17 protein-coding genes and 1 pseudogene are annotated in these 19,779 nt (G+C 72.2%); 6 read left to right on the top strand and 12 right to left on the bottom strand.

Going from position 1 to position 19,779, the window contains the following annotated elements; genetic code table 11:
• Nucleotides 1-9: 9 nt before the first annotated feature.
• From ACFY10_RS41375 to ACFY10_RS41360, 4 genes are all read right to left on the bottom strand, one after another.
• Nucleotides 10-1,701, bottom strand: a complete 1,692-nt coding sequence (locus ACFY10_RS41375) for a DUF885 domain-containing protein (protein WP_390670466.1) — start codon at nucleotides 1,699-1,701, stop codon at nucleotides 10-12.
• 160 nt (nucleotides 1,702-1,861) lie between these two features.
• Complete coding sequence (locus ACFY10_RS41370; protein WP_390670465.1) at nucleotides 1,862-3,298, bottom strand: GNAT family N-acetyltransferase; 1,437 nt, start codon at nucleotides 3,296-3,298, stop codon at nucleotides 1,862-1,864.
• Nucleotides 3,299-3,591: 293 nt separating this feature from the next.
• Nucleotides 3,592-5,175 (bottom strand): alkaline phosphatase D family protein, encoded by a 1,584-nt coding sequence (locus ACFY10_RS41365; RefSeq protein ID WP_390670464.1) that lies wholly within the window; start codon nucleotides 5,173-5,175, stop codon nucleotides 3,592-3,594.
• A gap of 186 nt (nucleotides 5,176-5,361) precedes the next feature.
• Nucleotides 5,362-6,834, bottom strand: a complete 1,473-nt coding sequence (locus tag ACFY10_RS41360) for a PLP-dependent aminotransferase family protein (RefSeq protein WP_390670463.1) — start codon at nucleotides 6,832-6,834, stop codon at nucleotides 5,362-5,364.
• Here ACFY10_RS41360 and ACFY10_RS41355 point away from each other — a divergent pair.
• Nucleotides 6,825-7,670, top strand: a pseudogene (locus ACFY10_RS41355) (EamA family transporter); the annotation flags it as partial. The gene ACFY10_RS41360 and the pseudogene ACFY10_RS41355 overlap by 10 nt on opposite strands.
• Before the next feature lie 93 nt (nucleotides 7,671-7,763).
• Here the strand turns inward: ACFY10_RS41355 and ACFY10_RS41350 are convergent.
• A complete protein-coding gene (locus ACFY10_RS41350; RefSeq protein WP_390670462.1) occupies nucleotides 7,764-8,594 on the bottom strand; it encodes an alpha/beta fold hydrolase in 831 nt (276 codons plus the stop codon).
• Between the two features lie 111 nt (nucleotides 8,595-8,705).
• A complete protein-coding gene (locus ACFY10_RS41345) occupies nucleotides 8,706-9,359 on the bottom strand; it encodes an NADPH-dependent F420 reductase (RefSeq protein WP_390670501.1) in 654 nt (217 codons plus the stop codon).
• A gap of 111 nt (nucleotides 9,360-9,470) precedes the next feature.
• On the opposite strand from ACFY10_RS41345, the gene ACFY10_RS41340 reads away from it, so the two are divergent.
• Complete coding sequence (locus ACFY10_RS41340; protein ID WP_390670461.1) at nucleotides 9,471-10,355, top strand: RNA polymerase sigma-70 factor; 885 nt, start codon at nucleotides 9,471-9,473, stop codon at nucleotides 10,353-10,355.
• 190 nt (nucleotides 10,356-10,545) lie between these two features.
• Nucleotides 10,546-11,307 (top strand): GntR family transcriptional regulator, encoded by a 762-nt coding sequence (locus ACFY10_RS41335; protein ID WP_390670460.1) that lies wholly within the window; start codon nucleotides 10,546-10,548, stop codon nucleotides 11,305-11,307.
• An 88-nt stretch (nucleotides 11,308-11,395) separates the two neighbouring features.
• Here the strand turns inward: ACFY10_RS41335 and ACFY10_RS41330 are convergent, their stop codons facing one another.
• The 3 genes from ACFY10_RS41330 to ACFY10_RS41320 all read right to left on the bottom strand — a co-directional run bounded on the left by ACFY10_RS41330 (nucleotide 11,396) and on the right by ACFY10_RS41320 (nucleotide 14,566).
• The gene (locus tag ACFY10_RS41330) at nucleotides 11,396-12,553 is read right to left on the bottom strand and encodes an ROK family transcriptional regulator (RefSeq protein ID WP_123963677.1); all 1,158 of its coding nucleotides are present in this window, start codon (nucleotides 12,551-12,553) and stop codon (nucleotides 11,396-11,398) included.
• A gap of 178 nt (nucleotides 12,554-12,731) precedes the next feature.
• Nucleotides 12,732-13,394: a response regulator gene (locus ACFY10_RS41325; protein WP_390670459.1), complete on the bottom strand. Its 663-nt coding sequence runs from the start codon at nucleotides 13,392-13,394 to the stop codon at nucleotides 12,732-12,734.
• Between the two features lie 14 nt (nucleotides 13,395-13,408).
• Nucleotides 13,409-14,566: a sensor histidine kinase gene (locus ACFY10_RS41320; RefSeq protein WP_390670458.1), complete on the bottom strand. Its 1,158-nt coding sequence runs from the start codon at nucleotides 14,564-14,566 to the stop codon at nucleotides 13,409-13,411.
• Nucleotides 14,567-14,674: 108 nt separating this feature from the next.
• Between ACFY10_RS41320 and ACFY10_RS41315 the strand changes: the two genes are divergently transcribed.
• Genes ACFY10_RS41315 through ACFY10_RS41305 form a run of 3 tightly spaced genes read left to right on the top strand, consistent with a single transcriptional unit; the run spans nucleotide 14,675 to nucleotide 16,780 of the window.
• Complete coding sequence (locus ACFY10_RS41315; protein WP_390670457.1) at nucleotides 14,675-15,595, top strand: ATP-binding cassette domain-containing protein; 921 nt, start codon at nucleotides 14,675-14,677, stop codon at nucleotides 15,593-15,595.
• Nucleotides 15,596-15,597: 2 nt separating this feature from the next.
• Nucleotides 15,598-16,320: an ABC transporter permease subunit gene (locus ACFY10_RS41310; protein WP_390670456.1), complete on the top strand. Its 723-nt coding sequence runs from the start codon at nucleotides 15,598-15,600 to the stop codon at nucleotides 16,318-16,320.
• A gap of 58 nt (nucleotides 16,321-16,378) precedes the next feature.
• On the top strand, nucleotides 16,379-16,780 hold the full coding sequence (locus tag ACFY10_RS41305; RefSeq protein WP_390670455.1) for a hypothetical protein: 402 nt from the start codon (nucleotides 16,379-16,381) through the stop codon (nucleotides 16,778-16,780).
• A 3-nt stretch (nucleotides 16,781-16,783) separates the two neighbouring features.
• Here the strand turns inward: ACFY10_RS41305 and mug are convergent, their stop codons facing one another.
• From mug to ACFY10_RS41290, 3 genes are all read right to left on the bottom strand, one after another.
• A complete protein-coding gene (mug, locus tag ACFY10_RS41300) occupies nucleotides 16,784-17,329 on the bottom strand; it encodes a G/U mismatch-specific DNA glycosylase (protein ID WP_390670500.1) in 546 nt (181 codons plus the stop codon).
• A complete protein-coding gene (purB, locus tag ACFY10_RS41295; protein ID WP_390670454.1) occupies nucleotides 17,326-18,768 on the bottom strand; it encodes an adenylosuccinate lyase in 1,443 nt (480 codons plus the stop codon). The genes mug and purB overlap by 4 nt, the downstream gene beginning before the upstream one ends.
• A 193-nt stretch (nucleotides 18,769-18,961) precedes the next feature.
• Nucleotides 18,962-19,744, bottom strand: coding sequence for an SGNH/GDSL hydrolase family protein (locus ACFY10_RS41290; RefSeq protein ID WP_390670453.1), 783 nt, complete (start codon nucleotides 19,742-19,744; stop codon nucleotides 18,962-18,964).
• Nucleotides 19,745-19,779 lie beyond the last annotated feature (35 nt).

Genomic DNA, 19,779 nt, shown 5'->3' with positions numbered 1-19,779 from the left:
GCCGGGCCGTCAGAGCTGGGAGAGTTCGTCCACCAGGTCGTCCAGGCCCAGCGAGCCCTGCGAGAGTGCCGCCATGTGCCAGGCCTTGAGGTCGAACGCGTCGCCGTGCCGCTCGCGCGCCTTCTCGCGGCCGCGCAGCCAGGCCCGCTCGCCGAGCTTGTAGCCGATCGCCTGGCCGGGGATGGTCAGATAGCGGGTCAGCTCGCTCTCCACGAAGTCCGCCGGGCGGCTGCTGTGCGCGCCGAAGAACTCCTGGGCCAGCTCGGGGGTCCAGCGCTCGCCGGGGTGGAACGGGGAGTCCGCCGGGATCTCCAGCTCCAGGTGCATGCCGATGTCGACGATGACCCGGGCGGCCCGCATCATCTGCGCGTCGAGGTAGCCGAGCCGCTGCTCCGCGTCCGTGAGGTAGCCGAGCTCGTCCATCAGCCGCTCCGCGTACAGCGCCCAGCCCTCGGCGTTGGCGCTGACACCGCCGATGGTGGCTTGGTAGCGGGAGAGGTTCGCCGCGACGTGCGTCCACTGCGCGAGCTGGAGGTGATGGCCGGGAACGCCCTCGTGGTACCAGGTCGAGACCAGGTCGTAGACCGGGAAACGGGTCTGCCCCATCGTCGGCAGCCAGGTGCGGCCCGGACGGGAGAAGTCCTCCGACGGGGGCGTGTAGTACGGCGCCGCCGCGCCGCCGGGCGGGGCGATGCACGACTCCACCTTCCGCACCCGCTCGGCGAGTTCGAAGTGGGTGCCGTCCAGCTCGTCGATCGCCTGGTCCATCAGACCCTGCAGCCAGTCGCGGACCTCGTCCACGCCGTCGATGTGCTTGCCGTGCTCGTCGAGGTGCGCGAGCGCCACCCAGGGCGTCTCGGCGCCGGGCAGGATCCGCTCGGCCTCCTGCTTCATCTCGCCGAGCAGGCGGTGGAATTCGGACCAGCCGTACGCGTACGCCTCGTCCAGGTCGAGGTCCGTGCCGTTGAAGTAACGCGCCCAGCGGGCGTACCGCTCGCGGCCCACCGTGTTCGAGGCGCCCTCGATCGCCGGCGCGTACACCTCGCGCATCCAGTCGCGCAGCTCCACGACGGCCGCGGTGGCCGCGCGGGCCGCCTCGTCCAGCTCCGCGCGCAGCGCCTCGGGGCCCGCCGAGGCGAAGTCCTCGAACCAGCCGCGGCCCTTGCCGTCCGTGTCCGACCACTCGGTGAGCTGCTCGACGAACGTGGCTGTCGGGCGCGGAGCCGCGTACAGCTTGCGCTCCAGCCCGAGCGCGAGGGACTCGCGGTAACCGGCGAACGCGGCCGGTACGGCACGCAGTCGCTCGGCGATCGCCGCCCAGTCCTCCTCGGACTGATTCGGCGTCACGGTGAAGACCTCGCGCACCGAGTGCGCGGGCGTGGCCATGTTGCCTACGGCGCGCAGGCCTTCCTCGGCCTCGTGCACGGCCAGTTCGGCGGTCAGCCGCTCGCGCAGCAGCCGGCCGCAGCGGCGCTCGATGTCACTGTCCGCGCCGGGTTGCCGCTCGGCCTCGTCGAGCCTCGCCAGGGTCCGTCGCGCGAGTTCCGCGAGCGCCTCCTGGCCCGCGGGCGAAAGGTCGGGCAGCCTGCTCGAACTCTCCTTCACACCGAGGTACGTACCGGTCACCGGGTCGAGGGCGATGAGCTCGTCGACGTACGCGTCGGCGACCTCGCGGGGCAGCGGGTTGGTGGTCTCTTGCATGGAGTCCATCCTCATACGAGTGGTCGCCGCGCGTCACCCGGATTGAGCCGAGGGCGTACGCGGCGGGCGCGGGCGTACGGCGCGCTCCGGGCCGCGCCCCCCGGACACGGGACGGCCCGGCGTTCCCGCCGGGCCGTCCGCAGCTGCGCCGTGCCGGGCGCTAGTCCCGTGCGATCCGCTCGCCGACCTGCTCCTCCGCCACCCCGTACGGCAGCCGGGAGCCGGCCTGGCCCGCTTGCAGGCGGGCCGTGATCACCAGGGTGCCCTCCTCGATCTGGTAGTCGAGGGGGAGCCCCAGGCCGCGCATCGCCGCGACCATGCCGGTGTTGGACGCCTGTGTCACGGCGTACACGCTCTCGCAGCCCGCCTCGGCCGCCATCGCCACCAGCCGCTCCAGCAGTTCACTGCCGATGCCGCGGCGCTGCCACTTGTCCTCGATCAGCAGCGCGACCTCCGTCTCGTCCCCGTCCCACAGCAGGTGGCCGAGGCCGACGATGCGTCCCGACGCGGTGTGCACCGCGAGGGTGCGGCCGAAGCGCGGGCTGAGCAGGTGGTTCAGGTAACGGTCCGCGTCGCCGACCGGCCCGTGGTAGCGCATGCCGAGCGTCCGTGCCGAGCACCGTTCGTGCATCGCCTTCGCGGGCTCCAGGTCGCGTGCGTCGGCCCGCCGCACGGTGATCTCGTTGCCCTCGGGCAGCGTCAGCACGTCCTGGCTGTGCGGCACGCGCGGCCCGAGCAGGGCGTCCAGCTCCACCAGCGCCCGCGCCCGGGCGAACTCGGTCGGGGTGAACGGCAGATACGGCCGCTCCACGGTGATCACTCCGCCTTCCGGCGCCCGCAGGCGCATCACGGTGTCCTCGAGCGCTCCCTCCACGGGCACGCCCGCCGGACCCCGGCCGCCGCCGACCGGCGTGGCCGGCAGCTGGCGGATGGTGCACCGGCCCAGCAACTGCCGCAGCGCGAGCGGCAGTTCGGCCGCATCCAGGGCGGTGCGGGCGGCCAGGCCCAGAACCCGGGTGGGTGCGTCCACCAGATCGTGGGCGTCGGCCCGCTCGATCCAGGTGTCGGCACCCCCGGCCAGCGAGACCACCTTGGTGAGTTCGGACGCCATGAGCCCACCGGGAGCCCGCAGCAGGAACTCGTCCACCGTGCCGTCGGCCAGCGGATGCGTCTGCAGGCTCAGGATGTCGACTTGCCGCCCGGCCAGCGCCGTGCACAGCGCGGCCAGCGACCCCGGTTCGTCCTTCACCGTCGTCCGCATCCGCCACAGCGCGCTCTGACCGGGCACGGCCTCCGGCGTCGCCGACGACTGGTCGGACGGCCCGGCCTGCTGCTCCTGCGGCAGCGACCGGGCGTCGGTATCACCGGCCGGAGGTGCGTGACCGTGGCGGCGTGTCCACCAGGTGTGGAACCCCGCCGTGGCGGCCAGCAGGACCGCCGAGATCACCAGCAGTGCCGGGCCGTCGGGGCCGTGCCCGATCAGGTTTGCCACGCCGTCGGCCACGGCGACGGCCGTGAACAGGGCGGCGAGTTCGACGACGTCCCGTCGCCAGTGGTGCACGGGACGGCCATTCTTCGCACGTGTCACATCAGACATTTCTCGACTCATGCAGCCACTGTGAAGGAAAGGTGTTGCGTGATCACGAACGCTTTGTGACTGATCGGTAAAGTGTGGTTATGTTCCTTTTGTAGATATTTCAACGGATTGTGCTGCGGGAATCGGGAGGCGGGCGACGCACCTGGTCAGGCGGCCACGTCCGCCACCGCCGGCAGCCCAATGGAGGCCACCTGAGGAGACGTCAGGAGCCTGCGAAGAAGCGGGGGATGGTCCTCGGCGCCGCGCACCGGGGGATGACGCCGGTGCGCGGCCCAAGGAAAAGGGTACGGGAGTTACTGGCCGACCCGGCCCGGCTGCAGCACCTGCGTGAACAGCACGGTGCCGTCGTACTCGCGCAGCCGCACCGTCAGCTCGCCGCTGTCCCCGTCGATGTCGACCTCGCCGAAGAACTGGTAGCCCTGGGCCGGCGAGACGTTCGCGGTCGTCGGCGCCTTCACGAACACCCGGTCGGGGCCGAAGGTGCCGTCGAGCGCGTTGGCCGGGAAGGCGCCGGCGTTGAGCGGGCCGGACACGAACTCCCAGAACGGCTCGAAGTCCTTGAACGCGGCGCGCGACGGGTCGTAGTGCTGGGCGGAGGTGTGGTGCACGTCGGCCGTCAGCCACACGGTGCCGGTGATCCGCCGGTGCTTGATGAACCGCAGCAGCTCGGCGAACTGCAGCTCGCGGCCCAGCGGCGCGCCCGGGTCGCCCTGCGCGACGGCCTCGAAGTTCGGCTTGCCCTCGACCCCGTCGGGCACGACCAGTCCGAGCGGCATGTCGTTGGCGATCACCTTCCACACCGCGCGGGACTTCGAGAGCTCCCGCTTGAGCCACTCCAGCTGCTCGCGGCCGAGGATGCCCACCGGGTCCGTGGTCTGGTTGTCCGGCGAGTTGGCATTGCGGTAGGTGCGCATGTCGAGCACGAACACGTCCAGCAGCGGGCCGTGGTTGACGACACGGTAGATCCGGCCGTCCGGGCGCCCGCTGATGGTGGAGATCGGGAAGTACTCGGAGAAGGCCTGCCGGGAGCGCAGCGCCAGGTCGTCCAGCTTCGTGCCGGCCGGGTAGGGCGTGCCGGTGCCGATGACCTCGCCCGGGTACCAGTTGTTGCGGACCTCGTGGTCGTCCCACTGGATGATGTTGGGCACCTGGGCGTTGAACCTGCGCAGCGCCTGGTCGAGCAGGTTGTAGCGGAAGTTGCCCCGGTAGTCGTCCAGGGTGGTCGCGACGTGCGACTTCTCCTCGGTGGTGACGTTGCGGTAGATGCTGCCGTCGGGCAGCGTGGCGGTGGCGGAGATCGGGCCGTCGGCGTAGATGTTGTCGCCGCTGCACAGGAAGAAGTCCGGGTCCACCTTGGCCATGGCGTCGAAGATGCGGTAGCCGCCGATCGACTCGTTGATGCCCCAGCCCTGTCCTGCCAGGTCGCCGGACCACACGAACTTCACGCCCTGGCGGCGCTTCGCGGGCGCGGTACGGAACGTGCCGGTCACCGGCTCGCCGGTGCGGCGCGGGTCGTCCGGATCGGCCAGCAGCACGCGGTAGTGGATCTGCTCGCCGGACGGCAGCCCGCGCAGCCGGGTCGTGCCGGTGAAGTCCGAGTCCGCGCCGAGCAGCGGACCGTGCCATCTGTGCGGGTTGCGGAACGACTCCGTCGCGGACGTCTCGACGATCATCCGGGCCGGACGGTCGGAGCGCACCCACACCAGCCCCGAGTGGCAGGTCACGTCTCCCGCCTGCACGCCCCAGCCCGCCTCGGGGCGCCCCGAGAGGGCAAACGCCGGTGCCGCGCCGAGGGTGTTGGGCAGGGTCAGGGCCGCCGACGCGGCGAGGGAGCCGCGCAGCACGCTGCGGCGGCCGGGGAACGGACGATGTGACATGGATGCGCCTCCAGGGACGGGATCCGGCCAGTGTGCGATGCCACAACTACTGGTGCGCCGCAGCGCACACGGAAACCACAAGTGAACAACTGGCCGCAGGGACAAGGGAACCGGTGTGCGACGGGGGCGCCGGCGGTGGCGAAATGGATCAGCCACCCGTCGCTCTCCGCCCCGGTCACCCCATGGTCATGCGCCGGATGCCTGCGCCATCAGCCGTACACCTGCACGGATCCCGGCGGGCGACAGATGCGCGTACCCCAGAACCAGCCGCACGCCGCCGCTGCCCTCGTGCTCCGCACGCGCGTGCGTGTAGTCCGTCAGCGGGCGTACGGCGACACCGGCCGCGGCCACGCGCGCGAGGAACGTGTCCTGGGGGCCGTACCGGTGCGGAAGCGCGGCGATGACGTGCAGTCCCGCCGCGATCCCGCCGACCTCCGCGCCCGGGAAGTGTTCCTGGAGCGCGGCCACGAGCACGTCACGCCGTTCGCGGTACGTCCGCTGGCAGCGGCGCAGCTGGCGGTCGTAGTCGCCGCGCTCCACGAAGTGGGCGAACAGCGCCTGGTCGAGGGCGGGATGGCCGAGGTCCATGGTGCGTTTGCGCTCGACGACCTCGTCGGCCAGCGCCTGGGGCACCAGCAGCCAGCCCAGCCGCAGGCCCGGAGCGAGTGACTTGCTGACCGAGCCCGTGTAGGCCACGTGTTCCGGGTCGAGCCCCTGCAGCGCGCCCACGGGGGCGCGGTCGTACCGGAAGTCGCCGTCGTAGTCGTCCTCCAGGACGAGCCCGTCCACGGACCGAGCCCAGTCGAGGAGTTCGGTGCGGCGGCGCGCGGAGTAGGCGATCCCGGTGGGGAACTGGTGGGAGGGTGTCGTCACGAGGGCCCGCACACCCGAGTCCCGCAGCGGTCCGACGACGACTCCCTCGCCGTCCAGGGGCAGGGGCACGGTGGTGACACCGGCCGAGGCATAGAGCGCGTCGTGCTGGGGGCTCCCGGGATCCTCGACGCCGACCGTGCGCAACCCGCGCGCGTGGAGTGCGAATCCGAGCAGCGTCGTCGCCTGCGCCACCCCGGAGACGATCACGATCCGCTCCGGGTCCGCGACCACACCCCGGCGGCGGGCCAGCAGCTCCGCCAGGGCGGTACGCAGCCGGGGCAGCCCGCGCGGGTCGGGATAGCCGAGGTCCTGGTGGGGCAGTTCGGCAAGGACCGCGCGCTGCGCCGCGGCCCAGGCGGCGCGCGGGAACAGCGAGAGATCCGGCGTGCCGGGCACGAAGTCGGCGCGTGCACCGGGGGAGCGCGGGGCGAGATCACGCGCGCGTGGGGGCGCGGCCCGCACGGCACCGCCCACCCAGGTGCCCGCACCTCGCCCGCTGCGCAGATAGCCCTCCGCCGTCAACTGCTCGTACGCCTCGGTGATCAGCCCTCGCGACACCCCGAGGTCGGCCGCGAGATCCCGGCTCGACGGCAGCCGGGTGCCCGGCGCCAGCCTCCCCGTCCGCACCGCCTCACGCAGCGCCGCCTGCAGCGAACGTCCACGCGTGCGTGCCGGCGCGGAGGCGGCCGGCAGGAGCAGTTCCCAGGAGGGCGAGCCCGCTTGACCGGGCTCCGCACTCCGGCCCGGATCAGGAACCGCGTCCCGATTGGTCTCCGATGACGTCATGGAAATGGACCTTAAACCGGACCGCCGCGCTGCCTAGCGTCGCTGCCATGAACGCCACCACCACCCGAGGAGCCCTCCTCGCCGCACTCGCCTGTGTCCTCGTCGGCGGATCCTTCACCGCGAACAGCGTCCTGGGCCACTACCCGTACGCGGGCGGCCAGTTCCTGCGCTACGGCCTGGCCTGTCTGCTGCTCCTCCCGCTCGCGGGCCCGGGAGCGACGGCGCGGCTGCGGCTGCTCGCGCCCCGCCAGTGGGCCCGTCTCGCGCTGCTCGCCGCCGTCGGCATGGTCGGCTTCAACCTGGCCGTCATCGCGGCCGAGCGCTCGGCGGAACCGGCGGTGCCCGGCGTCTTCGTGGGATGCGCGCCCGTGGTGGTGGCCGTCGTCGTCCCGGTCCTGGAGGGCCGCCGGCCCCAACGGCGGGTCCTGTACGGGGCGTTGCTGGTCGCCGTCGGTGCCTTCGCGGTCCAGGGGTGGGGGCGTACGGACGGCACGGGGATCGCCTTCTCGGCCTGCGCGCTGGCCGGCGAGGTCGGCTTCGCCGTACTCGCCGTGCCCGTATTGCGGCCCTTGGGACCCCGGCTGCTGTCGGCCACGGTGTGCGGCCTTGCGGCGGCCGAGTCGGCGGCGGCCGGACTGCTCGTGGACGGCACGGCGTGGCTGCGGCGCCCCGACGCCACCGAGGCCGCCGCGCTGCTGTGGCAGGCGGCGGTCGTCACCGTCGTCGGCTTCGTGTGCTGGTACATGGGCCTGCAGCGGATCGGCGCCGAGCGCGCCACGCTGTTCTCCGGGCTCATCCCGGTCGCCGCCGCCTGCACGGCCCCGCTTGTGAAAACGGGCTCCTACGGGGCTGCCCAGGCCGTCGGCAGTGCCCTGGTCGGCGCCGGAGTCGCCCTCGGATCGGGCGCGTTGGCCTTCAGGCGCGGTGCGTCAGCGGCTGCCGTCGAGGATGACGCGGGCGACCAGCGCCGGGTCGTCGTTCATCGGGCAGTGCCCGCAGCCGGGCAGCCGCACCAGCCGGGCCCGGGGAATGATCTGCTTGGCGCGCACCCCCTGACGGCGCACGAGCAGCATGTCCCTGGTGCCCCAGCCCACGGTGACCGGGATGGTCGGGATGTCGTCGGTGAACTGGATGCTGCTGCCGGCCCGGAGGGTCGCATCGAACCCCGTCGCCTGCGCCAGGGCCAGCGTCTCGGCAACCACGGCCTCGGGTGAACGGCGGCCCGGGCGGGCGTAGATCGTGCTCGTCAGCATGGTGCGTCCGGGCGCCGAGCGGGACAACCGCTCCACCAGGGGCACCGGCAGCCGCCGGGAGATGTGCCGCATGGCGAGCAGGACGCCGAAGGCGTAGCGCCGCTCGGCCTCGGACCAGAACCCGGCCGGGGACAGGGCGGTCACGGACCGCGCGAGCTGCTCGCGGCCGAGCTCCAGGGCGAGCAGGCCGCCCAGTGAGTTGCCCGCCACATGCGGACGCTCGAGCTCCAGTGCCTCGCAGAACGCGCCGAAGACGGCCGTCGTGGTGGGCAGGTCGTAGGCGAGCCCGTCCGGCAGGGCAGGGGAGACGCCGAAGCCGGGCAGATCCACGGCGATCACGTCGCGCTCGGTCGCGAGGATGTCGACCACCGGGTCCCAGGCCTGCCGGTGGTGACCGATGCCGTGCAGCAGGAGGAGCGGTTCGCCGCTGCCCACGCGCGCGTAGGAGACGGTCACGGGCTGCGGGCCGCGTGGAGAGGGGACCTTGAAGGAGACGGTGGCGGACATGGGGTGCTCCTCGTCTGGGGCTCGCTGACGGACGCCGTGTAGACAGCTTGTCAGCAATTGCTACCGACGGGTAGCCCCCCGGGGGTCGTCCACCTCGCGGCCGTACGCCCCTCAGTGCCCCCTGCGCACCTCCAGGTTGAAGTCCGCGTGCCCGAGATGCCGGAAGAGATCGAGCCACAGCGGCAGCAGCATCTCCACGCTGCGTGCCGACCGGATGCCGCCCAGGTCGAGCACCCGGTGCGGCGGCCATCCGAACTCCCCGAGCAGACCGGTGACCTGATCCTTGGCGCCCGCGTCCTCGCCGCACACGAAGACCTGGTGTTCGCCCGGCACCAGCGAAGGATCCACCATCACCTTGCAGTTGACCGTGTTGAGCGTCTTCACCACGCGCGCGTGCGGGAAGGCGCGCTGGATCTGCTCGCCCACACTGTCCGACTCGACGGGGGACAGCCGCACCTCCCCGGCCTCGAACGCCATCGGGTTGGAGACGTCGACGACGACCTTCCCGTCCAGATTCGCCGCCCCGGCCGCCTCCAGTGCGGCGAGCGCCACCCGCCCGCCGACGGCGACCACCACCACCTCGGCCGACGAGGCCGCCTCGGCGAACGTGCCGGCCCGCGCTCCCGCGCCGGCGCTCCGCGCCCACTCCAGGGCGGCGGGATTGTCCTTCGTGCGCGAGCCCAGAGTCACCTCGTGGCCCAGCCCCGCCAGCCTGCCGCCGAGCGTGCGGCCGACGTCGCCCGTGCCCAGAACCGCATACCGCATGGCCACCTCCGCAAGTCGGCCGCCGACCGCCGGCGGCCCGCGGCTCATTCTGCTCCGGGACACGCGGATTTCTCCTAGACATGGCCGGACGCGTCGCATGGGATGGGGGCCGTGACCACCGACACCGCGACCGACGTATTCGAAGAGCACCGCCCCGTCCTGCTGGGGGTCGCCTACCGCATGCTCGGGCGGGTGGCCGATGCGGAGGACGTGGTCCAGGAGGCCTGGCTGCGCTGGTCCGGCGCCGACCGCAGCGAGGTGCGCGAACCGCGCGGCTACCTGGTGCGCATCACCACCCGCCTCGCCATCGACCGGCTGCGCCAGGTCAAGGCGCGGGGCGAGACGTACGTCGGCCCGTGGCTGCCCGAGCCCTATGCGACCGATTTCGGGGACACCGTCCCGGACACCGCCGAGCGGGCCGTGCTCGCCGACTCCGTCTCGCTGGCCGTCCTCGTCGTCCTGGAGTCGCTGTCGCCGCTGGAGCGGGCGGTGTTCGTGCTCCGGGAGGCGTTCGGCTACCCGTACGCGGACATCGCCGTCATGCTCGACCGCGGTGAGGCGGCAGTGCGTCAGCTCGCCGGGCGGGCCCGCAAGCACGTCGAGGAGCGGCGGCCTCGGTACGAGGTCGATCCCGGCCGGCGCCGTGAGCTGACCGAGCGGTTCCTCGCCGCCGCGGCGGAGGGGGATCTGGAAGGGCTCATGGCGCTGCTGGCACCCGACGTGCGGCTGGTGGGCGACAGCGGCGGCAAGTCCAGGGCGCCGCTGCGGGTCCTGGAGAGCGCAGACAAGGTGGGCCGCTTCCTCGTGGGGGCCGCACAGAAGGGCGTGCCGGACCCGTCCTTCCGCTTCACGGAGCTCAACGGCGGCCTCGCGGTCGTGGTCCTTTCCGCAGGCAAGCCCGACAGCGTCTTCCAGGTGGATGTCTTCGAGGGCCGCATTCAGTCGGTCTACATCATCCGCAACCCGGACAAGCTGCTCTCGCTGGCCTCCGCGTAGGCGGCGAGGGCTGCCCCGTACGAACACCTCGTGAACGCTGATCGGCAAGCGCCCTGTGTCGTGCCCATGGGATCCAGGATTGGTCTTGACCAAGGGTTTGGGCCGCCCTATGGTCGCAGATAAGTGCAACAACCTTTAATAAACAAGGGCGCTAAAACGCCGCCGGACCACGGCGATTGCGGAGGACAGGGTGGGGACCACGCAGCTGGAATCGGTGCCGGAACCGAAGTACTGGCACCTCAAGACCGTGCTCAGTGAGGCATTGGACTCCGAGTTCTCCGTGGGCGAGATCCTGCCCAACGAACGCGATCTCGCCGCCCGCTTCGGCGTCGCCCGAGCCACGCTCCGCCAGGCCCTGGAGCAGCTCGAACTGGAAGGCAGGCTGCAGCGCCGCCGCGGTGTCGGGACGACCGTCGCCCCGCCGCGGGTGGGTGTCGCCGTCGGCACCGAGCAGCACGCCTGGCCGGGAGCCACAGGGGACGTCTGGCAGGCCGTCGACTGCACGCTCGCGGCCGCGCCGGCGGCCGTCGCCGCAGCACTGGAGACGGGCCCGGAGGAGGCCGTGTACACGGTGCGCCGCTCGCGCGTGTCCCACGGCCAGCCCGTCGCCGCTGAGCTGCTCTACGTCCCGGAGTCGTCGGTGCCCGACCTCTCCGCCATAGACGCACCGTCCGGACCCGCACGCGCGCGTGCGGTGCTGCGCGAGCTGCAGCGGCTGGAGCTGGAAGGGCAGGACAGTGCCGTCGAGCTCGGCTCCGCCCGCGCGGACGACGCCAAGGAGCTGGACCGGCTCCCGGGGGCGCCCGTCCTCGTCGTCACCACCCGCTTCCTCGCCGACGGCCGCACCGCGGCACTCTCCGTCGCCACGTACCGCGCGGACACCTGCCGCCTGACCTTCGGCGACTCGGGCGGCGTGGAGATCCACCAGGGGCCCGAGCGCCAGGCCTCCTGAGCCCCGACCTCGCCAGTCGTGCTGTGCCCCGGAACTCCTCCGGGGCACAGCACGTTTCCCGGGCACCGCACATTGCTGCGCAGCGGCCTCAGCGCCGCGCCGTCACCGTGCCCTCCACCGCGAACAGCTGCTCCTCCACGTGGTCCAGGGCGAGCCGGAGCGCGCCCGTCGCCACCGCCGCCTCGCCGAGGAGCGACAGGGCCACCTTCGGCGGGCGCAGGCAGTAGCGCGCCAACTCGCGGCGCAGGGGCTCCAGTACGCCGTCCAGGCCGGCCGCCCAGCCGCCGACGACGACGAGTTCCGGGTCGAGCGCCAGGACCAGGGCGGCCACGTCGTGGACGAGCCGCTGGATGAACCGGTCGACGGCCGCGCGGGCCCGCTGGTCGCCCTCGCGGGCCTGCGCGAAGACCTCGGCGACGGCCTGTTCGTCGAGCGGGTGCAGCGGCTCGTCCGTGGTGGACAGCAGCGTCTCGGGGGTCACCTCGCGGCCCAGCAGATGCAGCGCGCCGATCTCGCCGGCCGCCCCGCCGTACCCCCGGTGCAGCTGCCCGCCGATCAGCGAACCGGCCCCCGGGCTCAGCCCGGCCAGCACGAACACCACGTCGTCGGACTCGGTGGCCGCGCCCTTCCAGTGTTCGGCGACGGCCGCGGCGTTGGCGTCGTTCTCGACCAGCACCGGGCACTTGAAGGACCGGCTCAGCCGCTCGCCGAGCCGCAGCCCCGTCCACTCGGGCAGCGCCGCGCACAGCCGCACGGTGCCGTCGGCCTCGACGATGCCGGGTGAGGCGACCCCCACGGCGCGCAGCGAGCCGCGTGCGACCCCGGCGCGGCGCAGCAGTTCGGCCACCGCGGTGCGCAGCCGCTCCAGGCGCTCGTCGGCCGGAGCCGTCTCGTCGACGTCCTTGGCGACCGAGCCGAGAATCCGGCCGTCCAGGTCGGCGAGGAGTGCGGCGACCCGGTGGGAGCCGATGTCCAGGCCCAGCAGATGCCCGGCCTCGGCCCGGAACCGGAAGCGCCGCGCGGGCCGCCCCTGCCGTCGCACCTCGCTCTCGTCGGCCGCCTTCTCGACGACGTAACCGGCCTCGATGAGCCCCTCGACGACGCCCTCGACGGTCGGCCGGGACAGCCCGGTCACCCGGGTGATCTCCGTCAGTGTCGCCGCGTCCGTGGCACGCAGGGCGTGCAGCACCACCGCGGAGTTGATCCTTCGCAGCAGCGAGGGATCCCCGCCGGTCAGCCGCCCCAACGTCCCGTCCTCCCAGCTCGTGCGCGTGTTGGCCGGATCGTACCGGGTCGCTCCGCTGGGTAGGGCCGCTTGGCAGTGCCACCTTGTGCCGTCTTTCGTCCGCGGCGCTGTCGTGGCTGGTCGCGCCCCGCGGCGGAGCCGCTGATGTCACAGCCCCGCGCCCCTTTGGGGCGCTTGCTCATCCCGGGGCCACGAAGCCCGACTCGTATGCGGCGATCACCGCCTGGGTGCGATCGCGCGCGCCCAGTTTCGCCAGGATGGCGCTGACGTGTGACTTCACTGTCTCCGTGCCGACGACCAGCCTGGCGGCGATCTCTGCGTTCGACAGGCCCCGGGCCATCAGCCGCAGCACCTCGGCCTCCCGCTCGGTAAGTCGCGCCCGCTCCATCGCGGCCCGGGCGGCGCGGTTCCCGTCGCCGTCGCCGTATTCGGCGGCCAACTGCCGCACGGAGGCCGGAAACAGCAGCGACTCGCCCTCGGCGACGAGCCGCACCGCGTGCACGATCTCGGCCGGCCGGGCCCGCTTCAGCAGAAACCCGTCGGCGCCCGCGCGCAGCGCCTCGTACACGTACTCGTCGTTCTCGAACGTGGTCACCACGAGGATCTTCGGCGGCTCGTCGACCGTTCGCAGCACCGCGCGCGTGGCCTCGATGCCGTCCAGCAGCGGCATCCGGACGTCCATGGCGACCACGTCGGGCCGCAGCTGCCGCACCAGTGGGATCACCGCCGCCCCGTCGGCCGCCTCGCCGACGACCTCGATGTCGGGCTGCGCCTCCAGGACGGCCCGCAGACCGGCGCGTACGAGGGGTTCGTCGTCGACGAGTAGAACGGTCACGGGCATCCGCCCAGCGTAGATCAACTCAACGGCAGCTCCACATGTACCTGCCAGTCACCCTCGTCCGGCCCGGTGCGCGCGCGGCCGCCCAGCAGCGCCGCGCGCTCGCGTATCCCGCGCAGCCCGCTGCCCCGTCCGGGCCCCGGTATGTCGGCGGTCAGCGGATTGCGCACCTCCAGGACGAGGGTGCTGCCGGTGACCTCGACACGGACGCGCACGGGGACCGCTCCCGCGTGCCGCAGCACATTGGTCAGGGACTCCTGGAGGATGCGATAGCCCTCACGTGAGACCGGCCCGGGTATCGACTCCAGCGGACCGGACACATCCATGTCGACCTTCACCCCGGACGCGCGCGCGGACTCCAGCAGACGGTCCGCCTCGGCCAGCGTCGGACGGCTGCTCACCGGCCGCTCCGCCTCGCGCAGCACGCCGAGCACGCGCTCCAGGTCCTCCAGTGCGGCCCGCCCGGTGTCCTCGATGGCAGCCAGGGCCCGGTCGGTGAACTCCGGGTCGCCCGCCGCACGGGCCGCGCCGGCCTGCACGACCGCCACCGTGAGCGCATGGCCGATGGAGTCGTGCAGCTCGCGGGCGATGCGGTTGCGCTCCAGGAGCTGATCCGTGCGCTCCTCCAGGGCCGCGAGACGCTCCGCCACGGACGGGCCGAGGAGCCGGCGGGCGACAGCGGTGACCAGCTCGCCCAGGCCGACGACCACCCCGTAGAGCGCGAGGAGCGGCAACGGCACCAACAGGGCGTACGCCCAGTGCGGTTGGGCCTCGCTCAGCAGCGGGATGCCGCCGTCCGGTGCGTGGCCGAGCGCGATGCGAACCAGCTCGTAGACCAGTGCCGGCAGCCAGACGCAGCTCGCCATCGCCACCGCGCCCAGCCCCATCCGCACCTCGAGCCACAGCACGGTGCGCAGCCGGTCCCGCCACGTCGCGGACGGGTTCACGGAGATCCCCGAGTCCTGCTCGCCCGGCGTCAGCAGCAGCCGCGCCTGCACGCCCTCGCCCATCCGCACGGCAGGGATGAGCCCGACCGGGACCAGGGCGGCCGCGGGCATCCACGGCGTCGACATGTCGATGAACAGCCACACGCTGACGATCAGCATCGGCACCCACAGGTGCAGCAGCCGTGTGTACGTCGTCCCCCGGAGCAACGGGCGCAGAAGGCGGGCCATTTCGTCATCGTGCCAGCCGCCACTGACAACGGACCTCCCCCGCGTGGGGGAGCCGGTCTCCACCGGCGGGGGAGGAAAACACCCCGCCCCGGCGGCCACGCTGCTGCCATGACCAGCATCGACGTCCAGAACCTCACCAAGGAGTACGGCAGCAGGCGAGCCGTGGACCACCTCAGCTTCACCGTCCGCCCCGGCCGTGTCACCGGCTTCCTCGGCCCCAACGGCGCCGGAAAATCCACCACCATGCGGCTCGTCCTCGGCCTCGACCGGCCCACCTCCGGCTCCGCCACCATCGGCGGCCGCCCCTACGCCGCGCTCCACGAACCCCTGCGCCACGTCGGCGCCCTGCTCGACGCACAGGCCGCGCACGGCTCCCGTACCGGCCGCGACCACCTGCGCATGCTGGCGGCGAGCAACCGCATCCCGCAGCGCCGGGTGGACGAGGTCCTGGCGGAGGCCGGGCTCGCATCGGCGGCGCGGCGCCGAGTGAAGACGTACTCCCTCGGCATGCGACAGCGGCTGGGCATCGCCGCCGCGCTGCTGGGCGAGCCCGAGGTGGTCATGCTCGACGAACCCTCCAACGGCCTCGACCCCGAAGGCATCATCTGGATCCGCGCGTTGCTGCGCCGGCTCGCGGGCGAGGGCCGTACGGTCCTGGTCTCCAGCCACCTGATGAACGAGACCGCGTCCTTCGCCGACCACCTCGTCGTCCTGGGACTCGGACGCCTGCTGGCCGACACCCCGATGCGGGAGTTCATCGACGCGCGCGTGCAGCCGCGCGTGCGGATCCGGACAACGGACGCCATCGCGCTCAAGAGCGTGCTCGCCCGGCACGGTCACGACGCCGTCGAGCACGAGGACGGGCACTGGATCGTGGACCACGCACGCGTGGACGACATCGGACGCCTCGCCTCCGCCGCCGGCGTGCCCCTCCTCGAACTCGCCCAGGAGGAGGGCACGTTGGAGCAGGCCTATCTGGATCTCACCGGCACGGAAACCGAGTTCACCGCACAGACCCAGGAGGCCTGACCATGGAATTCACGCCCGCACTCCACTCGGAGTGGCTCAAGATCCGTACGCTGAGGTCGCTCGTCAGAGGCCTGGCCGCCGTCCTGCTCGCCACCGCCATGTTCTCGGCGCTCGCCGGAGCCGACAGCGACCAAGCGGACTTCGACCCGCTGTTCTCGGTGTTCTTCGGCGTCAGTTTCGGGCAGATCGCGGCGATCGCGTTCGGCACGACCGCCATGTCCTGCGAGTTCCGGGGCGGCGCCCTGCGCGTCACGCTGGCCGCGGTACCGCGGCGTGGGCGCTGGTTCGCCGCCAAGGCGGTGGCGATCGCCGTGCCGGTGCTGGGGGTGGGGCTGGTGACGGGAGCTGTGAGCCTGGCTGTCGGCAAGGCCGTCCTGGGGGCGAAGGCGGACGGGCTGACCTGGGGCGAGGAACTGCGCGCAGTCGTCGGCTGCGGGGTCTATCTGACGCTGATGGCGCTGCTCGCGGCGGGACTGACGGCCGTGCTGCGCAGTGGCGTCGCCACGCTGAGCATCGTCATCCCGTTTCTGCTCATCGTGTCCTTCGTCATCGGAGACATGTCGGGCTCCGTTGCGGACGTCCTGCCGGACAGGGCGGGACAGGTGGTGTTCCACGAGACGTGGGACGGAGCGCTGGGTCCGTGGTCGGGGCTTGCGGTGACGGGGCTCTGGGCTGGGGCTGCGCTGCTTCTGGGGGCCTGGAGTGTGCGGCGGCGGGATGCCTGACGACTGAAGGCGGTTGATGCGCCGCCAATTGTCAGTGGCGGCCGCAATACTGGATCACATGGACAGCGACAAGCACCTCGCCACGATCGATGCGCTGTGCACCGCGGATCTCTCCGCGGAGTACAGCGGGTCGGATCTGTTCCTGGCGGGACCCGGTTACCGCATAGTGCGGTTAGTGGACGTGGACGACTTGCATGTGCTCGGAGAGTGGATCTCCCAGGTGCTGAACGCCCGTTGGGGCGAGCAGCACGACCCATGGGGGATGCCCACGCTCCGCGTGCGCTTCGACCGCGGCGAGGACATACCGGAACCCTGGCTGGCGACGAGCAACCTCATGGAGCAGCTGAACCTGTGGCAGCCGCCCGGCACCGAACGCTGGATCGCCCTCGGCATCGCGGACCGGGACGAAACCGATGAGGCCCACCTGCTCGCCGTAGCCTCGGACATAGACCCCGTCTGACCTTCAGGAGCCCTCCGCCGCCCTCAACCGCGCGAACTCCTCCGCCATCGTCTCCAGCGTCCAGTGCGCATTCAACCCGCTCGGATTCGGCAGCACCCACACCCGCGTCTCCCCGAACGTCCGCTCCTGCGGCCCCACTTGGGCCCTGCGGTCGTCGAACGCCGCCCGGTACGCGGTAACCCCCACCACCGCCAGCCACCGCGGCCGCAGCCGTGCCACCTTCAGTGCCAGCAGCCGCCCGCCCTCTCGGTACTCCTCCGCGCTGAGCTCGTCGGCGCGCGCGGTCGCTCTGGCCACGACATTGGTGATGCCGAGCCCGTACGACAGCAACTCGCCCTGCTCCGACGGATTCATGAGCCTGGGCGTGAAGCCCGACCGGTGCAGCACCGGCCAGAAGCGGTTGCCGGGGCGGGCGAAGTGATGGCCCGTAGCCGCCGTCATAAGGCCAGGATTAATGCCGCAAAAGAGAACAGAAAGGCCGTCCGCGACCACGTCCGGGACGAGGCGGTCGCGGGCGGCCTCAAGTTCCGCCTGGGTGAAGCGGGTCAGAGGATCGCCCCCGGCGTGTAGCCCGCGGCCTCCGGGTGCTGCTTGACGATCTCCTCGATGCGGCCGACGACCGCGGTGACCTGGTCGGCGGCGGCGCCCGTGAAGGACAGCTTGTCGGCCATCAGCGCGTCCAGCTGGGCGCGGTCGAGCGGGATGCGCCCGTCGGCGGCGAGCTTGTCGAGCAGCTCGTTGCGCTCGGCGCCCTGCTCCCGCATCGCGAGGGCGGAGGCGACCGCGTTCTCCTTGATGGCCTCGTGCGCCAGCTCGCGGCCGACGCCCGCGCGCACCGCGCCCATCAGCACCTTGGTCGTGGCCAGGAACGGCAGGTAGCGGTCCAGCTCACGGGCCACGACGGCCGGGAACGCACCGAACTCGTCGAGCACGGTCAGGAACGTCTCCAGCAGACCGTCCAGCGCGAAGAACGCGTCCGGCAGCGCGACCCGGCGCACCACCGAGCAGGACACATCGCCCTCGTTCCACTGGTCGCCGGCCAGCTCGCCGGTCATCGACGCGTAGCCGCGCAGGATGACCATCAGGCCGTTCACGCGCTCGCAGGAGCGGGTGTTCATCTTGTGCGGCATCGCAGAGGAGCCGACCTGGCCCGGCTTGAAGCCCTCGGTCACCAGCTCGTGTCCGGCCATCAGCCGGATCGTCTTGGCCAGCGAGGAGGGGGCCGCCGCCAGCTGCACCAGAGCGGTCACGACCTCGTAGTCGAGGGAGCGCGGGTAGACCTGGCCGACGGAGGTGAAGGCCTGCGAGAAGCCGAGGTGCCGGGCGATCCGGTTCTCCAGGTCGGCCAGCTTGCCCGCGTCACCGCCCAGCAGGTCCAGCATGTCCTGCGCCGTACCGACCGGGCCCTTGATGCCGCGCAGCGGGTAACGGGCAAGGAGCTCCTCGACCCGGCCGTACGCGACGAGCAGCTCGTCGGCGGCGGTCGCGAAGCGCTTGCCGAGGGTGGTGGCCTGCGCCGCCACGTTGTGGGAGCGGCCGGCCATGACCAGCTCGCCGTACTCGCCCGCCAGCTTGCCCAGGCGCGCCAGGACCGCCACCGTACGGTCGCGCATCAGCTCCAGCGAGAGCCGGATCTGCAGCTGCTCGACGTTCTCGGTGAGGTCGCGCGAGGTCATGCCCTTGTGCACGTGCTCGTGCCCGGCGAGGTCGTTGAACTCCTCGATCCGCGCCTTCACGTCGTGCCGCGTGACCTTCTCGCGCTCGGCGATGGAGGCCAGGTCGACGGTGTCGAGGACACGCTCGTAGTCGGCGATCGCCGCGTCCGGCACCTCGATCCCGAGGTCTTTCTGGGCCCGCAGGACGGCGAGCCAGAGCTGCCGCTCCAGCTTCACCTTCTGCTCGGGCGACCAGAGCGTGGCGAGCTCGGCGGAGGCGTAGCGTCCGGCGAGGACGTTCGGGATGCGGGGCTTGGCGGGAGCGGAAGTCACGTAGACGGATTCTACTGGCGATTCGTGCAGGCCAGCGCCGCGGGTGCGTTCGGTGGAACCTACGAGAGCTGCGTCACGCCGGGGCCGGAAAGGTCTCGCCCCCGCCGCCCCTACCCTTCCCGTACCTGGGGGCTGCCGCCCCCAGACCCCCGCTTCGGCCCTGAAGGGGCCTCGTCCTCAAACGCCGGACGGGCTAGAAAAGGCCCCCCTCGTACGGCAGGAGCTCGGGGCGCTTGGGCGGCAGGCCGTCGCCCGAAGAGCGGCCCGTCAGGCGTCGGCCGATCCATGGCAGCAGGTGCTGCCGGGCGAAGCGGGCGTCCGCCACCCGTCGCGCGGCCCACCCCGGAGGGGGCGTCGCCGCCATCGGCGTGTGCCACTCGGTGTCCTCGGGGTCGTAGCCGAGCGTCTGCCAGACGGCCTCGGCGACCCTGCGGTGGCCCTCGGCCGTCAGGTGCAGGCGGTCCACGTCCCACAGGCGCGGGTCGGCAAGGGACGGGGCGCCGTACAGGTCGACGACCGCCGCGCCGTGCTGTGCGGCCAGCTCGTCGACGACGGTGAACAGCTCCTCCATGCGCGGCCGGAAGCGCTCCAGGACCGGACCCTGGCGGCCGGGGCTGCGCATCAGCACCAGCTGCTTGCAGGCCGGGGCGAGCCGTTCGACGGCCTCGGTGAGCAGCGCTCGTACCCGCCCCATGTCGCACTTGGGCCGCAGGGTGTCGTTGAGGCCGCCCACCAGCGTGATCACGTCGGGCCGCATGGCCGCCGCCACGTCGACCTGCTCGTCGACGATCTGCCCGATCAGCTTGCCGCGCACCGCGAGGTTGGCGTACCGGAACCCGGGGCTGACCGCGGCCATCCGCCCGGCGAGGAGATCCGCCCAGCCCCGGTAGGAGCCGTCCGGCAGCAGGTCCGACATGCCCTCGGTGAAGGAGTCGCCGACCGCGACCAGGCTGGTGTGTATGGGGTTCTTCTGCATGGCGGAAGAGATGGTAACCCGGTCCCATACCCGTC

Origin of the sequence: Streptomyces sp. NPDC001401, from assembly GCF_042895385.1 — a bacterium.
Lineage (GTDB): Bacteria > Actinomycetota > Actinomycetes > Streptomycetales > Streptomycetaceae > Streptomyces.
Note: the sequence above shows the minus strand (reverse complement) of the source record. Positions and strands in the feature narration are given on the sequence as shown.